The sequence below is a fragment of the Streptomyces sp. NBC_01089 genome, from assembly GCF_045162975.1.
Taxonomy (GTDB): Bacteria; Actinomycetota; Actinomycetes; order Streptomycetales; family Streptomycetaceae; genus Streptomyces.
Map to the genome: position 1 here is coordinate 7,097,376 of NZ_CP108660.1, position 17,996 is coordinate 7,115,371.

The 17,996-nt window shown below is 71.2% G+C and carries 16 protein-coding genes; 11 read left to right on the plus strand and 5 right to left on the minus strand.

Annotated elements, in window-relative coordinates:
- Positions 1-4 precede the first annotated feature (4 nt).
- The 5 genes from OG510_RS31970 to OG510_RS31990 all read left to right on the plus strand — a co-directional run bounded on the left by OG510_RS31970 (position 5) and on the right by OG510_RS31990 (position 6,244).
- Positions 5-319 (plus strand): hypothetical protein, encoded by a 315-nt coding sequence (locus tag OG510_RS31970; protein ID WP_164265377.1) that lies wholly within the window; start codon positions 5-7, stop codon positions 317-319.
- Positions 319-2,988 carry an alanine--tRNA ligase gene (gene alaS, locus OG510_RS31975; protein WP_406141360.1) on the plus strand — a complete coding sequence of 890 codons (2,670 nt, stop codon included), beginning with the start codon at positions 319-321 and terminating at the stop codon, positions 2,986-2,988. The genes OG510_RS31970 and alaS overlap by 1 nt, the downstream gene beginning before the upstream one ends.
- Positions 2,988-3,452, plus strand: coding sequence for a Holliday junction resolvase RuvX (ruvX, locus tag OG510_RS31980; protein WP_164265375.1), 465 nt, complete (start codon positions 2,988-2,990; stop codon positions 3,450-3,452). The genes alaS and ruvX overlap by 1 nt, the downstream gene beginning before the upstream one ends.
- Positions 3,453-3,552: 100 nt before the next feature.
- Positions 3,553-5,424: an endolytic transglycosylase MltG gene (mltG, locus tag OG510_RS31985; RefSeq protein ID WP_406141361.1), complete on the plus strand. Its 1,872-nt coding sequence runs from the start codon at positions 3,553-3,555 to the stop codon at positions 5,422-5,424.
- Positions 5,402-6,244 carry a shikimate dehydrogenase gene (locus OG510_RS31990; protein ID WP_406141363.1) on the plus strand — a complete coding sequence of 281 codons (843 nt, stop codon included), beginning with the start codon at positions 5,402-5,404 and terminating at the stop codon, positions 6,242-6,244. Before mltG ends, OG510_RS31990 begins: the two co-directional genes overlap by 23 nt.
- Positions 6,245-6,291: 47 nt before the next feature.
- On the opposite strand, the gene OG510_RS31995 is transcribed toward OG510_RS31990, so the two are convergent.
- The 5 genes from OG510_RS31995 to OG510_RS32015 form a co-directional block, all read right to left on the minus strand.
- On the minus strand, positions 6,292-6,666 hold the full coding sequence (locus OG510_RS31995; RefSeq protein WP_406141364.1) for a hypothetical protein: 375 nt from the start codon (positions 6,664-6,666) through the stop codon (positions 6,292-6,294).
- Positions 6,667-6,752: 86 nt separating this feature from the next.
- Entirely contained in the window at positions 6,753-9,146 is a 2,394-nt protein-coding gene (locus OG510_RS32000) for a glycoside hydrolase family 3 N-terminal domain-containing protein (RefSeq protein ID WP_406141366.1), read from the minus strand.
- Between the two features lie 61 nt (positions 9,147-9,207).
- Positions 9,208-10,104: a carbohydrate ABC transporter permease gene (locus tag OG510_RS32005; RefSeq protein ID WP_406141367.1), complete on the minus strand. Its 897-nt coding sequence runs from the start codon at positions 10,102-10,104 to the stop codon at positions 9,208-9,210.
- A gap of 4 nt (positions 10,105-10,108) precedes the next feature.
- Positions 10,109-11,104: a carbohydrate ABC transporter permease gene (locus OG510_RS32010; protein WP_406142659.1), complete on the minus strand. Its 996-nt coding sequence runs from the start codon at positions 11,102-11,104 to the stop codon at positions 10,109-10,111.
- Positions 11,105-11,115: 11 nt separating this feature from the next.
- Positions 11,116-12,360: an extracellular solute-binding protein gene (locus tag OG510_RS32015; RefSeq protein WP_406141368.1), complete on the minus strand. Its 1,245-nt coding sequence runs from the start codon at positions 12,358-12,360 to the stop codon at positions 11,116-11,118.
- Positions 12,361-12,574: 214 nt separating this feature from the next.
- Between OG510_RS32015 and OG510_RS32020 the strand changes: the two genes are divergently transcribed.
- From OG510_RS32020 to OG510_RS32045, 6 genes are all read left to right on the plus strand, one after another.
- Positions 12,575-13,633, plus strand: coding sequence for a LacI family DNA-binding transcriptional regulator (locus tag OG510_RS32020; protein ID WP_406141369.1), 1,059 nt, complete (start codon positions 12,575-12,577; stop codon positions 13,631-13,633).
- Between the two features lie 179 nt (positions 13,634-13,812).
- The gene (aroC, locus tag OG510_RS32025) at positions 13,813-14,997 is read left to right on the plus strand and encodes a chorismate synthase (protein ID WP_406141370.1); all 1,185 of its coding nucleotides are present in this window, start codon (positions 13,813-13,815) and stop codon (positions 14,995-14,997) included.
- The gene (locus OG510_RS32030) at positions 14,994-15,551 is read left to right on the plus strand and encodes a shikimate kinase (protein ID WP_406141371.1); all 558 of its coding nucleotides are present in this window, start codon (positions 14,994-14,996) and stop codon (positions 15,549-15,551) included. The genes aroC and OG510_RS32030 overlap by 4 nt, the downstream gene beginning before the upstream one ends.
- Positions 15,548-16,642, plus strand: a complete 1,095-nt coding sequence (aroB, locus tag OG510_RS32035) for a 3-dehydroquinate synthase (RefSeq protein ID WP_406141373.1) — start codon at positions 15,548-15,550, stop codon at positions 16,640-16,642. The genes OG510_RS32030 and aroB overlap by 4 nt, the downstream gene beginning before the upstream one ends.
- The gene (aroQ, locus tag OG510_RS32040; RefSeq protein WP_164267762.1) at positions 16,639-17,079 is read left to right on the plus strand and encodes a type II 3-dehydroquinate dehydratase; all 441 of its coding nucleotides are present in this window, start codon (positions 16,639-16,641) and stop codon (positions 17,077-17,079) included. The genes aroB and aroQ overlap by 4 nt, the downstream gene beginning before the upstream one ends.
- Positions 17,080-17,181: 102 nt before the next feature.
- Positions 17,182-17,994 carry an AAA family ATPase gene (locus OG510_RS32045; protein ID WP_406141374.1) on the plus strand — a complete coding sequence of 271 codons (813 nt, stop codon included), beginning with the start codon at positions 17,182-17,184 and terminating at the stop codon, positions 17,992-17,994.
- Positions 17,995-17,996 lie beyond the last annotated feature (2 nt).

Here is a 17,996-nt window from a genome sequence, read left to right on the forward strand (position 1 = left end):
TGCAATGTTCCGCCGTACGTTCTGGTTCGCCACCGGCGCCGCAGCCGGTGTGTGGGCCACCACCAAGGTCAACCGCAAGATCAAGCAGCTGAGCCCCGAGAGCCTCGCGGCGCAGGCGGCGAACAAGGCCGTCGACGCGGGCCACCGGCTGAAGGACTTCGCCGTCGACGTGCGGGCCGGCATGGTCCAGCGCGAGGCGGAGCTGGGGGAGGCGCTCGGTATCGACGCGCAGCCCGCACCGGCCGAACTACCCGCGCGGCGGCGTCTCGCCGCCATCGAACACATCACGCATTCGCACAACCGGAATGAGGACCACTGATGGAGTCGGCTGAAATTCGCCGCCGCTGGCTGAGCTTCTTCGAGGAGCGCGGGCACACCGTCGTCCCTTCGGCGTCGCTCATCGCGGACGACCCGACTCTGCTGCTCGTGCCCGCGGGCATGGTCCCGTTCAAGCCGTACTTCCTCGGCGAGGCCAAGCCGCCCGCCCCGCGCGCCACCAGCGTGCAGAAGTGCGTGCGTACCCCGGACATCGAAGAGGTCGGCAAGACCACCCGGCACGGCACGTTCTTCCAGATGTGCGGGAACTTCTCCTTCGGCGACTACTTCAAGGAAGGCGCCATCGCGTACGCCTGGGAGCTGCTCACCAGCTCCGTGGCTGACGGTGGCTACGGTCTTGAGCCGGAGAAGCTCTGGATCACGGTCTACCTGGACGACGACGAGGCCGAGCAGATCTGGCGCGAGAAGATCGGCGTACCGGCCGAGCGCATCCAGCGGCTGGGCAAGAAGGACAACTTCTGGTCGATGGGCGTCCCGGGCCCCTGTGGACCGTGCTCCGAGATCAACTACGACCGCGGTCCTGAGTTCGGCGTCGAGGGCGGCCCCGCCGTCAACGACGAGCGGTACGTGGAGATCTGGAACCTGGTCTTCATGCAGTACGAGCGCGGCGCCGGAGACGGGAAGGAGGACTTCCCGATCCTCGGCGACCTGCCGTCCAGGAACATCGACACCGGTCTGGGCCTGGAACGTCTGGCGATGATCCTCCAGGACGTGCCGAACCTGTACGAGATCGACACCTCGCAGGTCGTCATCGACAAGGCCACCGAGCTGACCGGTGTCAGGTACGGCCAGGCCGCCGGCTCCGACGTCTCGCTGCGGGTCGTCACCGACCACATGCGTACGTCCGTGATGCTCATCGGCGACGGTGTGACCCCGGGCAACGAGGGCCGCGGCTATGTCCTGCGCCGCATCATGCGCCGGGCCATCCGCAACATGCGACTCCTGGGCGCCACAGGGCCGGTCGTCGCCGACCTGGTCGACGTGGTGATCAACACCATGGGCCGCCAGTACCCGGAGCTCATCACCGACCGCAAGCGCATCGAGACCGTCGCCCTCGCCGAGGAGGCCGCCTTCGTCAAGACGCTGAAGGCCGGCACCAACATCCTCGACACCGCCGTCAGCGAGACCAAGGCCGCGGGCGGTCGGATCCTCGCCGGTGACAAGGCGTTCCTGCTCCACGACACCTGGGGCTTCCCGATCGACCTCACGCTGGAGATGGCCGCCGAACAGGGCGTCTCGGTGGACGAGGACGGCTTCCGGCGGCTGATGCAGGAACAGCGCGAGCGCGCCAAGGCCGACGCCAGGTCCAAGAAGACCGGCCACGCCGACCTCTCCGCCTACCGCGCCGTCGCCGACAGCTCGGGCGCCACCGAGTTCACCGGATACACCTCGACCGAGGGCGAGTCGACCATCGTCGGACTGCTCGTCGACGGGGTGCCGTCGCCCGCAGCCACCGAGGGCGACGAGGTCGAGATCGTCCTCGACCGGACCCCGTTCTACGCCGAGGGCGGCGGCCAGCTCGCCGACACCGGCCGGATCAGGCTCGACTCGGGTGCCGTCGTGGAGGTACGCGACGTCCAGCAGCCGGTCCCCGGGGTCTCCGTGCACAAGGGCTCGGTCCAGGTGGGCGAGGTGACGGTCGGCGCCGCCGCCTACGCCGCCATCGACCAGCGCCGCCGCCGGGCCATCGCCCGCGCCCACAGCGCCACCCACCTCACCCACCAGGCGCTGCGCGACGCCCTCGGCCCGACGGCCGCGCAGGCCGGCTCGGAGAACTCGCCGGGCCGCTTCCGCTTCGACTTCGGTTCGCCCAACGCCGTTCCCGGCACGGTCCTCACCGACGTCGAGCAGAAGATCAACGACGTCCTCTCGCACGAACTCGACGTCCACGCCGAGGTCATGTCCATCGACGAGGCCAAGAAGCAGGGCGCCATCGCCGAGTTCGGCGAGAAGTACGGCGAGCGGGTCCGGGTCGTCACCATCGGCGACTTCTCCAAGGAGCTGTGCGGCGGTACGCACGTCCACAACACCGCCCAGCTGGGGCTGGTGAAGCTGCTCGGTGAGTCCTCGATCGGCTCCGGAGTGCGCAGGATCGAGGCTCTGGTCGGCGTCGACGCGTACAACTTCCTCGCCAGGGAGCACACCGTCGTCGCCCAGCTCCAGGAGCTGGTCAAGGGCCGTTCCGAGGAGCTGCCCGAGAAGATCTCGGGGATGCTCTCGAAGCTCAGGGACGCCGAGAAGGAGATCGAGAAGTTCCGCGCGGAGAAGGTCCTCCAGGCCGCCGCCGGTCTCGCAGCCGGGGCCAAGGACGTCCGCGGTGTCGCCGTGGTGACCGGCCAGGTCCCCGACGGCACGGGCGCCGACGACCTGCGCAGGCTCGTGCTCGACGTCCGGGGCCGTATCCAGGGCGACCGTCCCGCGGTGGTGGCCCTCTTCACCACGGCCAACGGCCGCCCGCTGACGGTCATCGCCACCAACGAGGCCGCCCGCGGCCGCGGTCTCAAGGCGGGCGAGCTGGTCAGGGCCGCCGCCAAGACACTCGGCGGCGGCGGTGGCGGCAAGCCGGACGTCGCCCAGGGCGGCGGACAGAACCCGGACGCCATCGGTGACGCCGTGGCCGCCGTCGAACGCCTGGTCGGAGAGACCGCCTGATGCGACGTGGCCGCCGGCTCGCGATCGATGTCGGGGACGCCCGGATCGGGGTCGCCTCGTGCGACCCCGACGGGGTCCTCGCCACGCCGGTGGAGACCGTGCCGGGACGTGACGTCCCGGCCGCCCACCGGCGGTTGAGGCAATTGGTCGCCGAGTACGAACCCATTGAGGTCCTGGTCGGCCTTCCCCGTTCCCTGAATGGGGGAGAGGGCCCGGCTGCCGTCAAAGTGCGCGGATTCACCCAGGAACTCGCTCGTGGCATTGCGCCCATTCCCGTGCGATTGATCGACGAGAGGATGACCACAGTAACCGCCAGTCAGAGTTTGCGGGCCTCAGGCGTAAAGTCCCGAAAGGGTCGTTCTGTCATCGACCAGGCGGCGGCCGTCGTCATCCTGCAGAATGCACTGGAGTCCGAACGGGCGTCAGGCGTTGCTCCAGGTGAGGGCGTCGAAGTGGTTGTCTGATCGCGATGCGGTAGCGTTCCGCGCGATGCGGCGGTTTCGAACAGCTGCCGCACAGCACTAGAGGCGGACCGTCCGGAGGCCTCGCGGCTCTAGGGGACCGATGACTGAGTATGGCCGGGGCGCAGGCTCCGAACCGTGGCATCCCGAGGATCCGTTGTACGGGGACCAGGGATGGGGAGGTCAGCAGGACGCCTCCGGTCAGACGCCGTACGACGGCCAGGCGCAGCAGTACGCCGGTGCGCCCCAGTACGACCAGTACGGAAACCCGGTGTACAGCACGCCGCAGGACCCGTACCAGCAGCAGTACCCGCAGCAGCAGGGCCAGTACCCGCAGCAGCACGGCGTGGACCCGAACCAGTACGGCGCTCAGCAGGACCAGTACGGGCAGGGGCAGTACGGCCAGGACCAGTACGGCCGGAATCAGCCGCCGTACCCCCAGGACCAGAACCAGCAGCCGTACGGGCAGAATTCGAACGCCCAGCAGTACCAGCAGCAGTACGCGCAGAGCCCGTACCAGCAGCCCCCCTACCCGCAGGATCCGTACCCGCAGCAGAACGGCGGCTGGGAGGGCGCTGCGCAGCAGACCGGTGTGGCGTACGGGGCCGAGCCGCATACGCCGTACGCCGGGCAGCCGGTGCACCACAACGGCGAGAACCCCGACTTCTACCGGACGCCCGACGCCTATCCGCCGCCCCGGCCCCCCGGCCGCCGGGACGAATGGCAGCAGGAGCCGCCGGCCGACGCGGAGCCGGAGCCCCCGCACGAGCCGGAGACGCATCCTTTCTTCACCGGCGGTGACGGCCCTCTCGACGGTGGCGATGACGACGACTACGACGACGACCCCGCCGAGACACGCGACGGCACCCGTGACCGCCGGGGCAAGACCGGAAAGCCCAAGCGACGCAAGGGCTGTGCCTGCTTCGCGGTCTCGCTGGTCCTCGTCGGCGGCCTGGGCGGCGTCGGCTATGCGGGCTACGAGTACTACCAGTCCCGTTACGCCCCGCCCCCGGACTACACCGGCGTCGGCAGCTCGCCCGTCCAGGTCGAGGTCCCGACGGGCACGGGCCTCGGCGGGATCGGCCGGCTGCTGAAGGAGAAGGGCGTCGTCAAGAGCGTCCAGGCGTTCGTCACCGCGGCCGGGAAGAACCCGAAGGGCAAGTCGCTCCAGGCCGGTGTGTACAGCCTCAACCAGCGGATGTCGGCGGCGAACGCGGTCACCGCGATGGTCGACCCGAACAGTCTGAACCAGCTCATCATCCCGCCGGGCTGGCGGAACGCCACGGTGTACGCGGCCATCGACAAACGGCTCGAACTGAAGGCAGGGACCACCGCGGGCGTCGCCAAGTCGCAGGCCGGGAAGCTGGGGCTGCCCGGCTGGGCCAAGGGGCACAAGAACCTGAAGGACCCGCTGGAGGGCTTCCTGGCCCCGGCGAGTTACCCCGTCGCCACGGGCATGAAGCCGGAGGACCTGCTCAAGAAGATGGTGGGCCAGGCGGACAAGGACTACGGCGACAAGAACCTCGCAGCCGCCGCGACCCGGCTGGGGCTCAAGGACCCGTTCCAGGTCGTCACGGTGGCGAGCCTCGTACAGGCCGAGGGCAAGACCCAGGACGACTTCCGCCGAATGGCCGAGGTCATCTATAACCGGCTGAAGCCCGAGAATACGCAGACCAATCAGCTGCTCCAGTTCGACTCGACCTACAATTATCTGAAGCGGCAGAGCAAGATCAATATTGGTGAAGCGGAAATCCACAAGAACATGGATCCGTACAACACCTATACGCAGAAGGGCCTTCCGCCCGGGCCTATCGGAAGTCCGGGCCCCCAGGCACTCGCTGCGGCCCTGAACCCGACGAAGGACGGCTATCTCTACTTCGTATCGGTCGACGGGCACCAGACCGGATTCACCAAGACGTATGCGGAGTTCATGAAATTGAAGCAGCAGTTCAATGACAACCAGAACGGTGGCTGAGGCCCGCAGGGCGGCCGTTCTGGGCTCGCCCATCGCGCACTCGCTCTCCCCCGTACTGCACCGTGCCGCGTACCGGGAACTCGGTCTCGGCACCTGGTCGTACGACCGTTTCGAGGTGGACGAGGCGGCCCTGCCCGCGTTCGTCGAGGGTCTCGACGCGTCCTGGGCCGGGCTCTCGCTCACCATGCCGCTCAAACGGGCCGTCATCCCGCTGCTCGACGAGGTGACCGCGACGGCCGCCTCCGTGGAGGCGGTCAACACGGTGGTGTTCACCGCCGACGGGCGCCGGGTGGGCGACAACACCGACATCCCCGGGATGATCGCGGCGATGCGTGAGCGCGGGGTCGAGAAGGTCGAGTCGGCCGCCGTGCTCGGCGCGGGGGCCACCGCCTCGTCCGCGCTGGCGGCGCTCTCCCTCATCTGTACGGGCCCGGTCACCGCCTACGTACGCAGTGAAGCTCGCGCCCAGGAGATGCGCGGCTGGGGCGAACGGCTGGGCGTCGATGTCCGTACGGCCGACTGGGCGGACGCCGCCGGGGCGTTCGAAGCGCCGCTGGTCGTCGCGACCACGCCGGCCGGTACCACCGACGCGCTCGCCGCCGCCGTTCCCGGTGCGCCCGGCACGCTCTTCGACGTGCTGTACGAGCCGTGGCCGACCCCGCTCGCCACCGCCTGGGGGGCCCAGGGCGGGGCCGTCGTGGGCGGCCTCGATCTGCTGGTGCATCAGGCGGTGCTCCAGGTCGAGCAGATGACCGGCCTTACGCCCGCGCCGCTCGCCGCCATGCGGGAAGCCGGGGAGCGGGCGCTCGCCTCGCGGTGAGGCCCGAGTGAGGACCAAGTCCCAGGTGAGGCCCAGGGGCGGGCGGTTCAGGCGCGGCGCCGGAGGCCGATGTCGGTGCCTGCCGCGTACTCCTGGGTCCAGCTGCGGCCGGTGTCCGACCGCCAGGTGACCTGGACGGTGTCGCCCTGGACCCGGACGCGCTCCACCGTCATCGACCGGTCGCTGTCCCGGACGTCACCGCGGCGCAGCTCCCGCGCCGCGACGCTGACCCGTTCCACCGGCTGTGCGCGCTCCGCCTCATCGGCCGCGCGCAGCAGGGCGGCGGCCAACTCCCTTGCCCGCACGGGGGAACACACCAGTGTGGTCCCCGGGTCCGCCGGTGCGGACCGTGCGGTGAGGCGTACGTCCCCGCGCCCTGTCGCCAGGGTCGCGCCGACGCCGCCGTCGAACTGCCACTCCATTGTTCTCCCCTCGACTGTTCTCCCCTCGACCGCTCCGGGCGGCTCGGCCACCCCCGCATTCCAGCACATGCGACCCGGGCCGAGGATCACGTCACCGGGCCGACGGCCGTTTCGCAGACCAGTTGCCGACGGTGGTCGACCGTGCGCTCGGGCCCGGTGAGCAGCAGCCGTACCGTGTGCCGGATGTCGTGGGCCGCGCTGGAGGACGCGAACCGCAGGTCCAGTGCGCCGGGCTCGACGATGCGCAGTCCGCCGACACCGGTGAACGAGGCCAGATCGGCATGGAAGCGGAAGCGGACACGCCGGGACTCTCCCGCTCCGAGTGCCACCCTGGCGTATCCGACGAGCCGCATGTCGGGCCGGGTGGTCTGGGCGACCGGGTCGTGCAGATAGAGCTGCACCACTTCGGCGCCCTCCCGGTCCCCGGTGTTGCGCACCGTGAGCGCGATGTCCGCCGAGCCGTCCGTGGGCAGTTCGGCGGGGACAGGACCGACCGGGTCCCAGGCGAACGAGGTGTACGAGAGCCCGTGCCCGAACGGGTACAGCGGTGTCGGATCGAGATTGCTGACAGCGCCCGCCAGGCCCAGCGGCGGCTGGAGATACGTCCACGGCTGGCCACCGGGCCCGTACGGCACCCCGACCGGGAGCCGGCCCGACGGATTGACCCGGCCGGACAGCACCCCGGCCAGCGCGGGGCCGCCCTCCTCGCCCGGGAAGAACGCCTGCACGACGGCGGCGGGACGGCCCGCCCAGCGGCCGAGCGCGTACGGGCGGCCCGTCAGCAGCACCACGACCACGGGTGTTCCGGTGGCGAGCAGCGCGTCGAGCAGCTCGCTCTGCACCCCGGGCAGGGTCAGATCGGCGGCGTCGCAGCCCTCGCCCGACGTCCCGCGCCCGAACAGCCCGGCCCGGTCGCCCAGCACCGCGACACACACATCGGCCGCGCGTGCGAGTCCGGTGGCGGCGGCGATGCCCGATGTGTCGGTCCCGTCCACCTCGCACCCCGGTGTGCGGCTGAGTTCGGCGCCGGGGAGTTCGGCGCCCAGCGACTCCAGCAGCGTGGGGATGGTGATGCCCAGCGCCGTTCCCGGGTGGACGCTCCCGACATGGCTCGGGAACGAGTAGCAGCCGAGCATGGCCAGCGGGTCGTCGGCGCGTGGCCCCACCACCGCGATCCTGCCGCCGTCACGCAGCGGCAGCACACCGTCCGGGTTGGCGAGCAGAACACAGGACTGCTCGGCCAACTGCCGTGCCAGCGCCCGGTTCCGCGGCGGATCGAGGTCCACCCGGCCGCGTTCCCGCCCCGGCTCCACCCCGTCGAGCGCGGTGGGCAACGGCGTCCACCCGGGGTCGAGGAGCCCCAGTTCGCACTTCTGGAGCAGTACCCGGCGCAGCGCCCGGTCGACCAGTTCCTCCGGCACCGCCCCTTCCCGTACGGCGCCGGTCAGCACATCCCCGTACGAGCGGACGGTGGGCAGCTCCACATCGACCCCGGCGCCGAGCGCGAGCCGCGCCGCACCGGCGCGGTCGGCGGCGACGCGGTGCAGGGTCTCCAGGAAGCCGATGCCGAAGTAGTCGGCGACCACCGTGCCCTCGAACCCCCAGGTGTCGCGCAGCAGACCGGTGAGCAGGGTGGGGTCGGCCGCGGCCGGTACGCCGTCGATCTCGGCGTAGGAGTGCATCACCGAGCGGGCGCCGCCTTCCCGTACGGCCAGTTCGAAGGGCGGCAGGATGACATCGGCCAGCTCCCGCGCACCGGCGCGTACGGGGGAGAGGTTGCGGGCCCCGGCCGACGCCGAGTAGCCGGCGAAGTGTTTGAGCGTGGCGACGACTCCCGCGGATTCCAGGCCGCGGACGTACGCCGTTCCGACCGTGGCCACCAGGTAGGGGTCCTCGCCGATGGTCTCCTCGACGCGGCCCCAGCGCAGATCGCGTACCACGTCCAGGACGGGGGCCAGGCCCTGGTGGACGCCGACCGACCGCATGTCGCAGCCGATCCGGTGGGCCATCTCGGTCACCAGCTCCGGGTTCCAGGACGCTCCCCAGGACAGCGGGACCGGATAGGCGGTGGCCCCCCAAGCGGTGAATCCGGCCAGGCACTCCTCGTGGGCGAGCGCGGGAACACCGAACCGGCCCGCCCCGGCGATCCGCTGCTGGGCGCGGGCCAGTGCGAGCGCGCCCACTCCCGGGTCGACCGGCGCCGTACCGAAGGGGCGGGTGAGCTGGCCGAGGCCACGCGTGGTCAGCTCCTCCCAGTCGACCGGGTCCACCATGTCGTTCTGGTGCGGGGCGACCCCGTCGCCGTCGGCGTCCGCGCCCACCCAGATCCCGTACAGCTGAGCGGTCTTCTCCTCCAGGGTCATCCGGCCGATGAGGTCGGCCACCCGCTCGCCCGGGGGGAGGGCGGGATCGCGCCAGGGGCCGTCGGCGGCGGGCAGCGGGGCGGGCGCGGGGACGTGCGGAGCGGGACGGGCGGCCATCGTGCGGGGTCCTCTCATCGGGGCGGGGGTACGGGCGGGGATGCGGGGCGGCGTCGGTGTGCTACTTGCCGCCCACCCCCATCAGGCCGTTGACCAGGGCGCGCCTGGCCACCAGATAGACCGCGAAGATGGGCACAACGGAGAGGACGATCGCTGCGAGCACGGCGGGGATGTCGACGCCGAACTGGGACATGAAGTTGAAGAGACCGAGGGTCAGCACCCGGTTCTCCGGGGACTGCGTGAGGATCAGCGGGAAGAGGAAGCCGTTCCACGCCTGGAGCGCGGAGTAGATCGCCACCGTGCTGATGCCCGCCCTGGAGAGCGGCACCGCGAGCTGCCACAGCATCCGCAGCGGGGACGCGCCGTCCAGCGCCATGGCCTCGTACAGCTCGTCGGACACGTCCCGCATGGTCCCGCTGAGTACCAGCACCGCCACCGGCATCGCGAAGGCGGCGGTGGGCAGGATGACGGCGGGCAGGGTGTCGTAGAGCCCCATCTTCCCGATCAGCAGGTACAGCGGCACGATCACGGCCTGCGCCGGGATCGCCACACCGAGCAGGAACGTCCGGAACGCCAGCGACGAGAGCCGGCTCCGGGTGCGCACCGCGACGTACGCCACCGGAACGGAGAGCACCAGCACGATGGCGACGGTGCTCACCGCCACGATCGCGGTGTTGCCCAGCAGGGTGAGGAAGCCGCTGTGCAGCACGGTGTTGTAGTTGGCGAGGGTCGGGTGGGCGGGGAAGGCGAGCGGGTGGCCGTTGAGCGCCTCGTCCTGGTGCATCAGTGACGAGGACACCAGGGTGTAGAGCGGTACGACCACGACGACCAGCCAGACCAGCGAACCCAGACCGGCCAGGGGGTTGGCCCTGGAACGTGTCCCGCGGCGCGGGGCGGTGGCTGTCCGCGGGGAGGCGGGCTTCAGGGGCGGCGCCGCGTGGCGGGTGTCGGACGACATCGCGTCACATACCTTCCCGGGTGGAGCGCATGGACCCGAAGCCGCTGAAGCGGACCAGGACCAGCGACAGAGCGGTGGCGACCACGACGAGCGCGGTGGCGATGGCGGCGGCGTAGCCGAGGTCGTACGTCTGGAATCCGGTGCGGTACATCAGATACGGCAGGATGGTCGTGTCCGTGCCCGGTCCGCCCTTGGTCATGATCAGTACGGTGTCGAAGTAGGTCAGCGAGCCCACGATCATCAGCACCGACGAGGTGGTCACGGTGTGCCGCAGCTGCGGCAGCGTGATGTGGAAGAACTGCCGCAGCATTCCGGCGCCGTCGATGGCCGCCGCCTGGTAGAGGACCTCGGGGATCTGCCGGGCGCCGCCCTGGTAGATCAGGGTGTGGAAGGGCATGAACTGCCAGCCGCCCACGAAGGCCACGGTCAGCAGGGCGCCGGTGGAGGAGCCGAGGACACCCGGGTCGATCCCGATCCAGGGGCCGATCTCCTCGATCACGCCGAAGTTGGGGTCGAGCAGGGCGTGGAAGAGCATCGCGATGGCGGTGGTGGAGAGCAGCAGCGGCACGAAGAAGACGGCCGAGAGCACCGCGCGGCTGCGCTGCCGGCCCGCGGCCCAGACTCCCAGCAGCAGCGCCACCGGGGTCTGGAAGGCCCAGCTGATCGTGGTGAGCAGCAGGCTGAGCCGTGCGGCCTGGCCGAAGTCGTGGTCCTTGAAGAGCCGGGTCCAGTTGGCCAGGCCGGCCGGGGTGGGCGAGTCGAGGCCGTTCCACGTGCAGAAGGAGAGAGCGACGGCGAGTGCCAGCGGGACGACCGCGAAGAGGGCGAAGAAGACGATGCCGGGGAGGGCCCAGGCGACGTGCGGGCGGCCGGCGTCACTGCCCGCCACCGCCGCGCGCCCGGACTTCCTCGCAGGCTGCGCCGAGTCGGGCCGGGCCGGATCGGGCTGAGCCGGATCGGGCTCGGCCGGGCCGGGCTTGGTTCTGTCGGGACCGGTCAGGTCGTACATCGCTACTTGACGGCCTTCATGGCGGAGACGAACTGCTCGGGCGTGGACTTCCCCGCGAACAGCTTGCTGATCTCGGTGAGCAGCGGAGAGGCGATCCGCGACTCCAGCGCCTGGTCCCAGGAGAGCGTGAAACTGGGCGCCTTCTGGACCAGTTGGTACTGGTACGTGGAGAACTGCGGGCTGGGTGACGAGCCGAGCAGCGAGGCGGCGTTGGAGGTGGTGGGGACGTCTCCGTTGTCGATCAGGGACTTGGCGTACTCCTGCGAGGCCATGGTCTTCAGGAAGGCGATCGCGGTGTCCTTGTGCTTGGTCCTCGAATTGACCGACCAGTAGTTGGTGGGGTTGCCCACCACGTCGGCCGGGTCACCGACACCGCCGGACACCGTCGGGAAGGCGGTCCAGGCCAGGTCCTTCTTGGCGAAGGCGGGCGCCTTGCCCAGCTGCGTCGAGTACTCCCACGAGCCCATCAGATGCATGGCGGCCTTGCCCTTGTTGAGCAGGGTGGGGGCGCCGCCGTTCCCGTAGTCGACCGTGGTGAAGTGCGAGCCGAACGCGCCCTCTTTCACGAGCTGTTCGACGGTCCTGGCGGCCTTGAGCACGGCCGGGTCGCCCCACGCCGACGCGTCACCTCCCTGGATCTTCCGGAAGACCCCAGGACCGCCGATCCGGTCCAGCAGATACTCCAGCCACATCAGTTCGGGCCACTGGTCGGAGCCGCCGAGCGCGAAGGGCGTGATGCCCTTGGCCTTGAAGGCGGTGATGTCCTTCTGCAGGTCGTCCCAGGTACGGGGCGCCCCGAGGTGGTTATCGGCGAAGAGCGTCTTGTTGTAGAAGAGGATCACGGGCTGCATACCGCGCATGGGCACCCCGTAGATCTTCCCGTCGAGGCTGCCCGCGGTCACCACGGACGGCAGGAAGCCGTGCTTCAGCGTGGCGTCGTTCTTGACGGTCGAGGTGAGGTCGACCAGCTGTCCGGCCTCGACGTACGGCTTGATGGAGCCGCCGCCCCAGTTGTAGAAGACGTCGGGGGCGCTGGGCGAACCCATCGCGCTGCGGAGCTTGTTGACGTAGTCGCTGCCGGGGATCGACACCAGTTTCACCTTGACCGGCGAGGTCTTGTTGAACGTGTCCACGGCGGCCTTCTGGATCTTCACCGCGTCGTCGCCGTAGACGTAGGCGGTGATGGTGCCGCTGTCGCCGCCGCCCCCGGTCGATCCACAGCCGGCCAGCACGGCGGCCATCACCATGGCGGCACCTGCCGAGGTCCATCTGGCGAAACGTGTGCCACTACTGAGAATGCCCGATCCCATGACCGCACCTCTGTCGAATGTTTCGGCTCTCGCTACGAATGTTGCCGGAACCGTACGGGCGTGCCCCAGCCCGGTCAAGGGGTCGGGCGGGGACATGTCCCGGCCGGGGACCGAAGCGTGAACGGGCGGTCCTGCGGGCTACCATCGCTCCATGAGCGCTGCGAACATCCAGCCCGACCAGGAGAAGACGCCTGCCGGAGACCAGCCGGAAGGAGGCGCCACCCTGGCGGAGATCGCCCGTGCTGCCGGGGTGTCGGCTCCGACAGTTTCGAAAGTCCTGAACGGGCGCGCCGATGTGGCACCCGCGACCCGCACCCGGGTGGAGGAGCTACTGCTCCAGCACGGCTACCGGCGCAAGCGCGGTGTCTCCCAGCAGCCCCGGCTGATCGACCTGGTCTTCCACGAGCTGGAGAGCGCCTGGGCGATGGAGGTCATCCGGGGCGTCGAGAACGTCGCCAGACAGGACGGGCTGAGTCTGGTGCTCTCCGAGAGCGCGGGCCGGCTGACACCCGGCCAGACCTGGGTGGACGGTGTGCTGGCCCGCCGTCCGGTCGGGGTGATCCTGGTCCTCTCCGATCTGACCGCGGCCCAGCGGGCCCAGCTGACCAGCCGGGACATTCCGTTCGTGGTGGTCGACCCGGCGGGCGACCCGGGTGACGACGTACCGTCGGTCGGCACCACCAACTGGCAGGGCGGGCTGGCCGCCACCCGGCACCTGATCGAGCTGGGGCACCGGCGGATCGGCGTCATCGGCGGCCCGTCCGGCATGATGTGCAGCCGCGCCCGCATCGACGGCTACCGCGCCGCGCTGGAGACCGCCGGCCTGCCCGTGGACCCGAGGCTGGTGCGCGAGGGGGACTTCCACCACGAGGCCGGCTACACCGCGGGCCTGGATCTGCTGCGGCTGCCCGACCCGCCGACCGCGCTGTTCACCGGCAACGACCTCCAGGCGCTCGGGGTCTTCGAGGCCGCCCGGGAGAAGGGGCTGCGGATCCCGGACGACCTCAGCGTCGTCGGGTTCGACGACCTGCCGGTCAGCCGGTGGGTGGGGCCGCCGCTCACCACCGTGCGCCAGCCCCTCACGGAGATGGCCGAGACCGCCGCCCGGCTGGTGATCGACCTCGGCCGCGGGCGCCGGCCCGCCACCACCCGGGTCGATCTCGCGACCCGTCTGGTGGTCCGCAGCAGTACGGCGCCGCCCCGCGGCTGAGGGGCCGCCGCAGGCCGGGCCCTCCGCGGCCGCCCCGCCGGACGGACACCCGCGGGACGTCCGCCAGCTGGACCCGTGACCGTCCGGCGGCCCGGCCGTGGGAGGATCGGATCAGGCGGGCCAGGGCCGCGCACCCGGCCGCGCCGTCGCAGACCGAGGCGCGAGCATGAGGAGCACCGTTGAGCAGGTTGCGTTGGCTGACCGCGGGGGAGTCGCACGGACCCGCACTGGTGGCGACGCTGGAGGGGCTTCCCGCCGGCGTCCCCGTGACGACGGACATGGTGGCGGACGCACTCGCCCGGCGGCGGCTCGGATACGGCCGCGGCGCCCGGATGAAGTTCGAGAAGGACGAGGTCACGTTCCTCGGCGGGGTCCGGCACGGGCTGACCATGGGCGGCCCGGTGGCCGTGATGGTCGGCAACACCGAGTGGCCCAAGTGGGAGAAGGTCATGTCGGCCGACCCGGTCGACCCCGACGAGCTGGCCCAGCTGGCCCGTAACGCCCCGCTGACCCGGCCACGCCCGGGCCACGCGGACCTCGCCGGCATGCAGAAGTACGCACTGGACGAGGCCCGGCCGATCCTGGAGCGCGCCAGCGCCCGCGAGACGGCGGCCCGTGTCGCGCTGGGCACGGTGGCCCGCTCCTACCTGAAGGAGACGACCGGCATCGAGCTGGTCTCGCACGTCGTGGAGCTGGCCGGCGCGAAGGCCCCGTACGGCGTCGTACCGGTCCCCGCCGACGAGGCGCGTCTCGACGAGGACCCGGTGCGCTGCCTGGACGCGGACGCGTCGAAGGCGATGGTCGCCGAGATCGACCAGGCCCACAAGGACGGCGACACCCTCGGCGGTGTGGTCGAGGTACTCGCGTACGGCGTACCGGTCGGCCTCGGCTCGCACGTCCACTGGGACCGCAGGCTCGACGCCAGGCTTGCCGCCGCCCTGATGGGCATCCAGGCCATCAAGGGCGTCGAGGTCGGGGACGGCTTCGACCTGGCCCGGGTGCCCGGCTCCCAGGCCCACGACGAGATCGTGCCCACCGCCGACGGTGTACGCCGCACATCGGGCCGCTCCGGCGGCACCGAGGGCGGCATGACCACCGGTGAACTGCTGCGGGTGCGCGCCGCGATGAAGCCGATCGCGACCGTGCCCCGCGCGCTCGCCACCATCGACGTGGCCACCGGCGAGGTCGCCGCCGCGCACCACCAGCGCTCGGACGTCTGCGCGGTGCCCGCAGCGGGCATCGTCGCCGAGGCCATGGTCGCGCTGGTCCTCGCGGACGCGGTCGCGGAGAAGTTCGGCGGCGACAGCGTCGGCGAGACCCGCAGGAACGTCCGGTCGTTCCTCGACAACCTGCAGATCCGATGAGCGGGCCGCTGGTCGTCCTCGTCGGCCCGATGGGCGTCGGCAAGTCCACCGTCGGCGAACTGCTCGCCGAGCGGCTCGGTACCGGCTACCGCGACACCGACGCCGACATCGTCGCGGCCGAGGGCCGCACCATCGCGGACATCTTCGTCGACGACGGCGAGGACCACTTCCGCGCCCTGGAGCGCGCCGCGGTGCGCGAGGCGGTGGCCGGGCACACCGGCGTCCTGTCGCTCGGCGGCGGCGCGATCCTCGACCCGGCCACCCGCGAACTCCTCGCGGGCCACCCCGTCGTCTACCTCTCCATGGACGTGGACGAAGCGGTCAAGCGCGTCGGGCTCAACACCGCGCGCCCGCTGCTCGCCGTCAACCCGCGCCGGCAGTGGCGCGAGCTGATGGACGCGCGCAGGCCCCTGTACACCGAAGTAGCCCGTGCCGTCGTCGCCACCGACGGCCGGATCCCCGAAGAGGTCGCCGACGCGGTCCTCGACGCCCTGGAGCTCCGGCTCCCCGCAGGGGACACCACCCCGCCCCCCGGCCAGGAGAAGACCGTATGACGCAGGACGCCCCCATCCGTATCCAGGTCGGCGGCACGGACGGCCACGATCCGTACGAGGTGCTGGTCGGCCGTCGGCTGCTCGGCGAGCTGCCCGCGCTGATCGGTGAGCAGACCAGGCGGGTCGCCGTACTGCACCCCGAGGCACTGGCCGAGACCGGCGATGCGGTCCGCCAGGACCTCGCCGACCAGGGGTACGAGGCCATCGCGGTCCAGCTGCCCAACGCGGAGGAGGCCAAGACCGTCGAGGTCGCCGCCTACTGCTGGAAGGCGCTGGGCCAGACCGGCTTCACCCGTACCGACGTCATCATCGGCGTCGGCGGCGGCGCGACCACCGATGTGGCCGGATTCGTCGCGGCGACCTGGCTGCGCGGAGTGCGCTGGATCGCCGTGCCCACCACCGTGCTCGGCATGGTGGACGCGGCCGTCGGCGGCAAGACCGGCATCAACACCGCCGAGGGCAAGAACCTGGTGGGGGCCTTCCACCCGCCCGCCGGTGTGCTCTGCGACCTCGCCGCGCTGGACTCGCTCCCGGTCAACGACTACGTGTCCGGGATGGCCGAGATCATCAAGGCCGGTTTCATCGCCGACCCGGCCATCCTCGACCTGGTGGAGTCCGACCCGGAGGGCGCCCGTACACCCTCCGGACCGCACACCGCCGAGCTGATCGAGCGCTCCATCCGCGTCAAGGCCGAGGTCGTGTCGAACGACCTCAAGGAGTCGGGCCTGCGGGAGATCCTCAACTACGGGCACACCCTGGCCCACGCGATCGAGAAGAACGAGCGCTACAAGTGGCGGCACGGTGCGGCCGTCTCGGTCGGCATGGTGTTCGCCGCCGAACTGGGCCGCCTCGCGGGCCGCCTCGACGACGCGACCGCCGACCGGCACAGCGCCGTACTCGCCTCCGTCGGGCTGCCGCTCACCTACCGGGGCGACCAGTGGCCCAAGCTCCTGGAGACGATGAAGGTCGACAAGAAGTCCCGGGGCAACGTCCTGCGGTTCATCGTCCTCGACGGGCTCGCCAAGCCGACGGTCCTGGAGGGCCCGGATCCGGCCGTCCTGCTCGCCGCGTTCGGGGAGGTCTCCGCGTGAGCACCCGCGTCCTCGTGCTCAACGGCCCCAACCTGGGCCGCCTGGGCTCCCGTGAGCCCGACGTCTACGGCGCGACGTCGTACGCGGGGCTCGTCGAAGCCTGCACGCTGCTGGGCAAGGAGCTCGGCTTCGACGTCGAGGTGCGGGAGACCAACGACGAGGGCGAGATGATCCGCTGGCTGCACGAGGCGGCCGACGGCGCGCTGCCCGTCGTGATCAACCCCGGTGCGTTCACGCACTACTCGTACGCGATGCGGGACGCGGCGGCCCAGCGCACCGCCCCGCTCATCGAGGTGCACATCTCGAATCCGTACGCGCGCGAGGAGTTCCGTCACAACTCCGTCATCGCCGCGGTCGCCAGTGGCACCGTCGCGGGCTTCGGGATCGGCTCCTACCGCCTGGCCCTGCGGGCGCTGGCCGGGGAACTCACCGGCTGAGGCGGCATTTTGGCCCGCCCCCGGCCGTTCACACGGTGCAGGCCGGGGAGGGTACCGTTCGGTACGAGAACCAGTCGGCTGAGCGAGACGGAGTGGCACCGGATGCAGCACGCTGAGGGAGCTCCGCTGCCGCCGCCCCCGCCGGGCGCCGCGGGCTGGGGCCAGAACGCCCAGCACCCCGCCGGGCCGCCTGGCTGGGTGGCACCGGGCCGGCCCCCTGCCCCGGCCGCCCCGCCGCCGCCCCAGGTGCCGCCCGCGCCGCCCTCCATGGAGACGACCGGCCACATCCAGCTGCCGCCCGGCGGCCCGGTCCCGCTGCCCGCGCCGCCCGCCGCCAGCGCCCCGGCCGACACCGGGAACACCACGCTCGCCGTGCTCCTCATAGGACCCGCCGGCGCGGGCAAGACGACCGTGGCCCGGCACTGGGCGCGCAGCCGCCGGATGCCCACGTCGCACATCAGCCTCGACGACGTACGCGAGTGGGTCTGCTCCGGCTTCGCCGACCCCCAGACCGGCTGGAACGACCACTCCGAGGCGCAGTACCGCCTGGCCCGCCGCACCTGCGGCTTCGCCGCGCGGAACTTCCTGGCGAACGGCATCTCCTGCATCCTCGACGACGCGGTCTTCCCGGACCGCCCGGTCGTCGGCCTCGGCGGCTGGAAGCGCCATGTGGGCCCCGGACTGCTGCCCGTCGTGCTCCTGCCGGGCCTGGAGGTCGTCCTGGAGCGCAACGCGGCCCGCAGCGGAAACCGCCGCCTCAGCGACGAGGAGGTCGCCCGGATCCACGGCCGGATGGCCGGCTGGTACGGCTCAGGACTGCCGATCATCGACAACTCGGCCTACGACGTGGCCACCACCGCCCAGGTGCTCGACGACGTGCTCGCCCGCTCCATCGCGTCCCCTCCCACCTGGTGAGG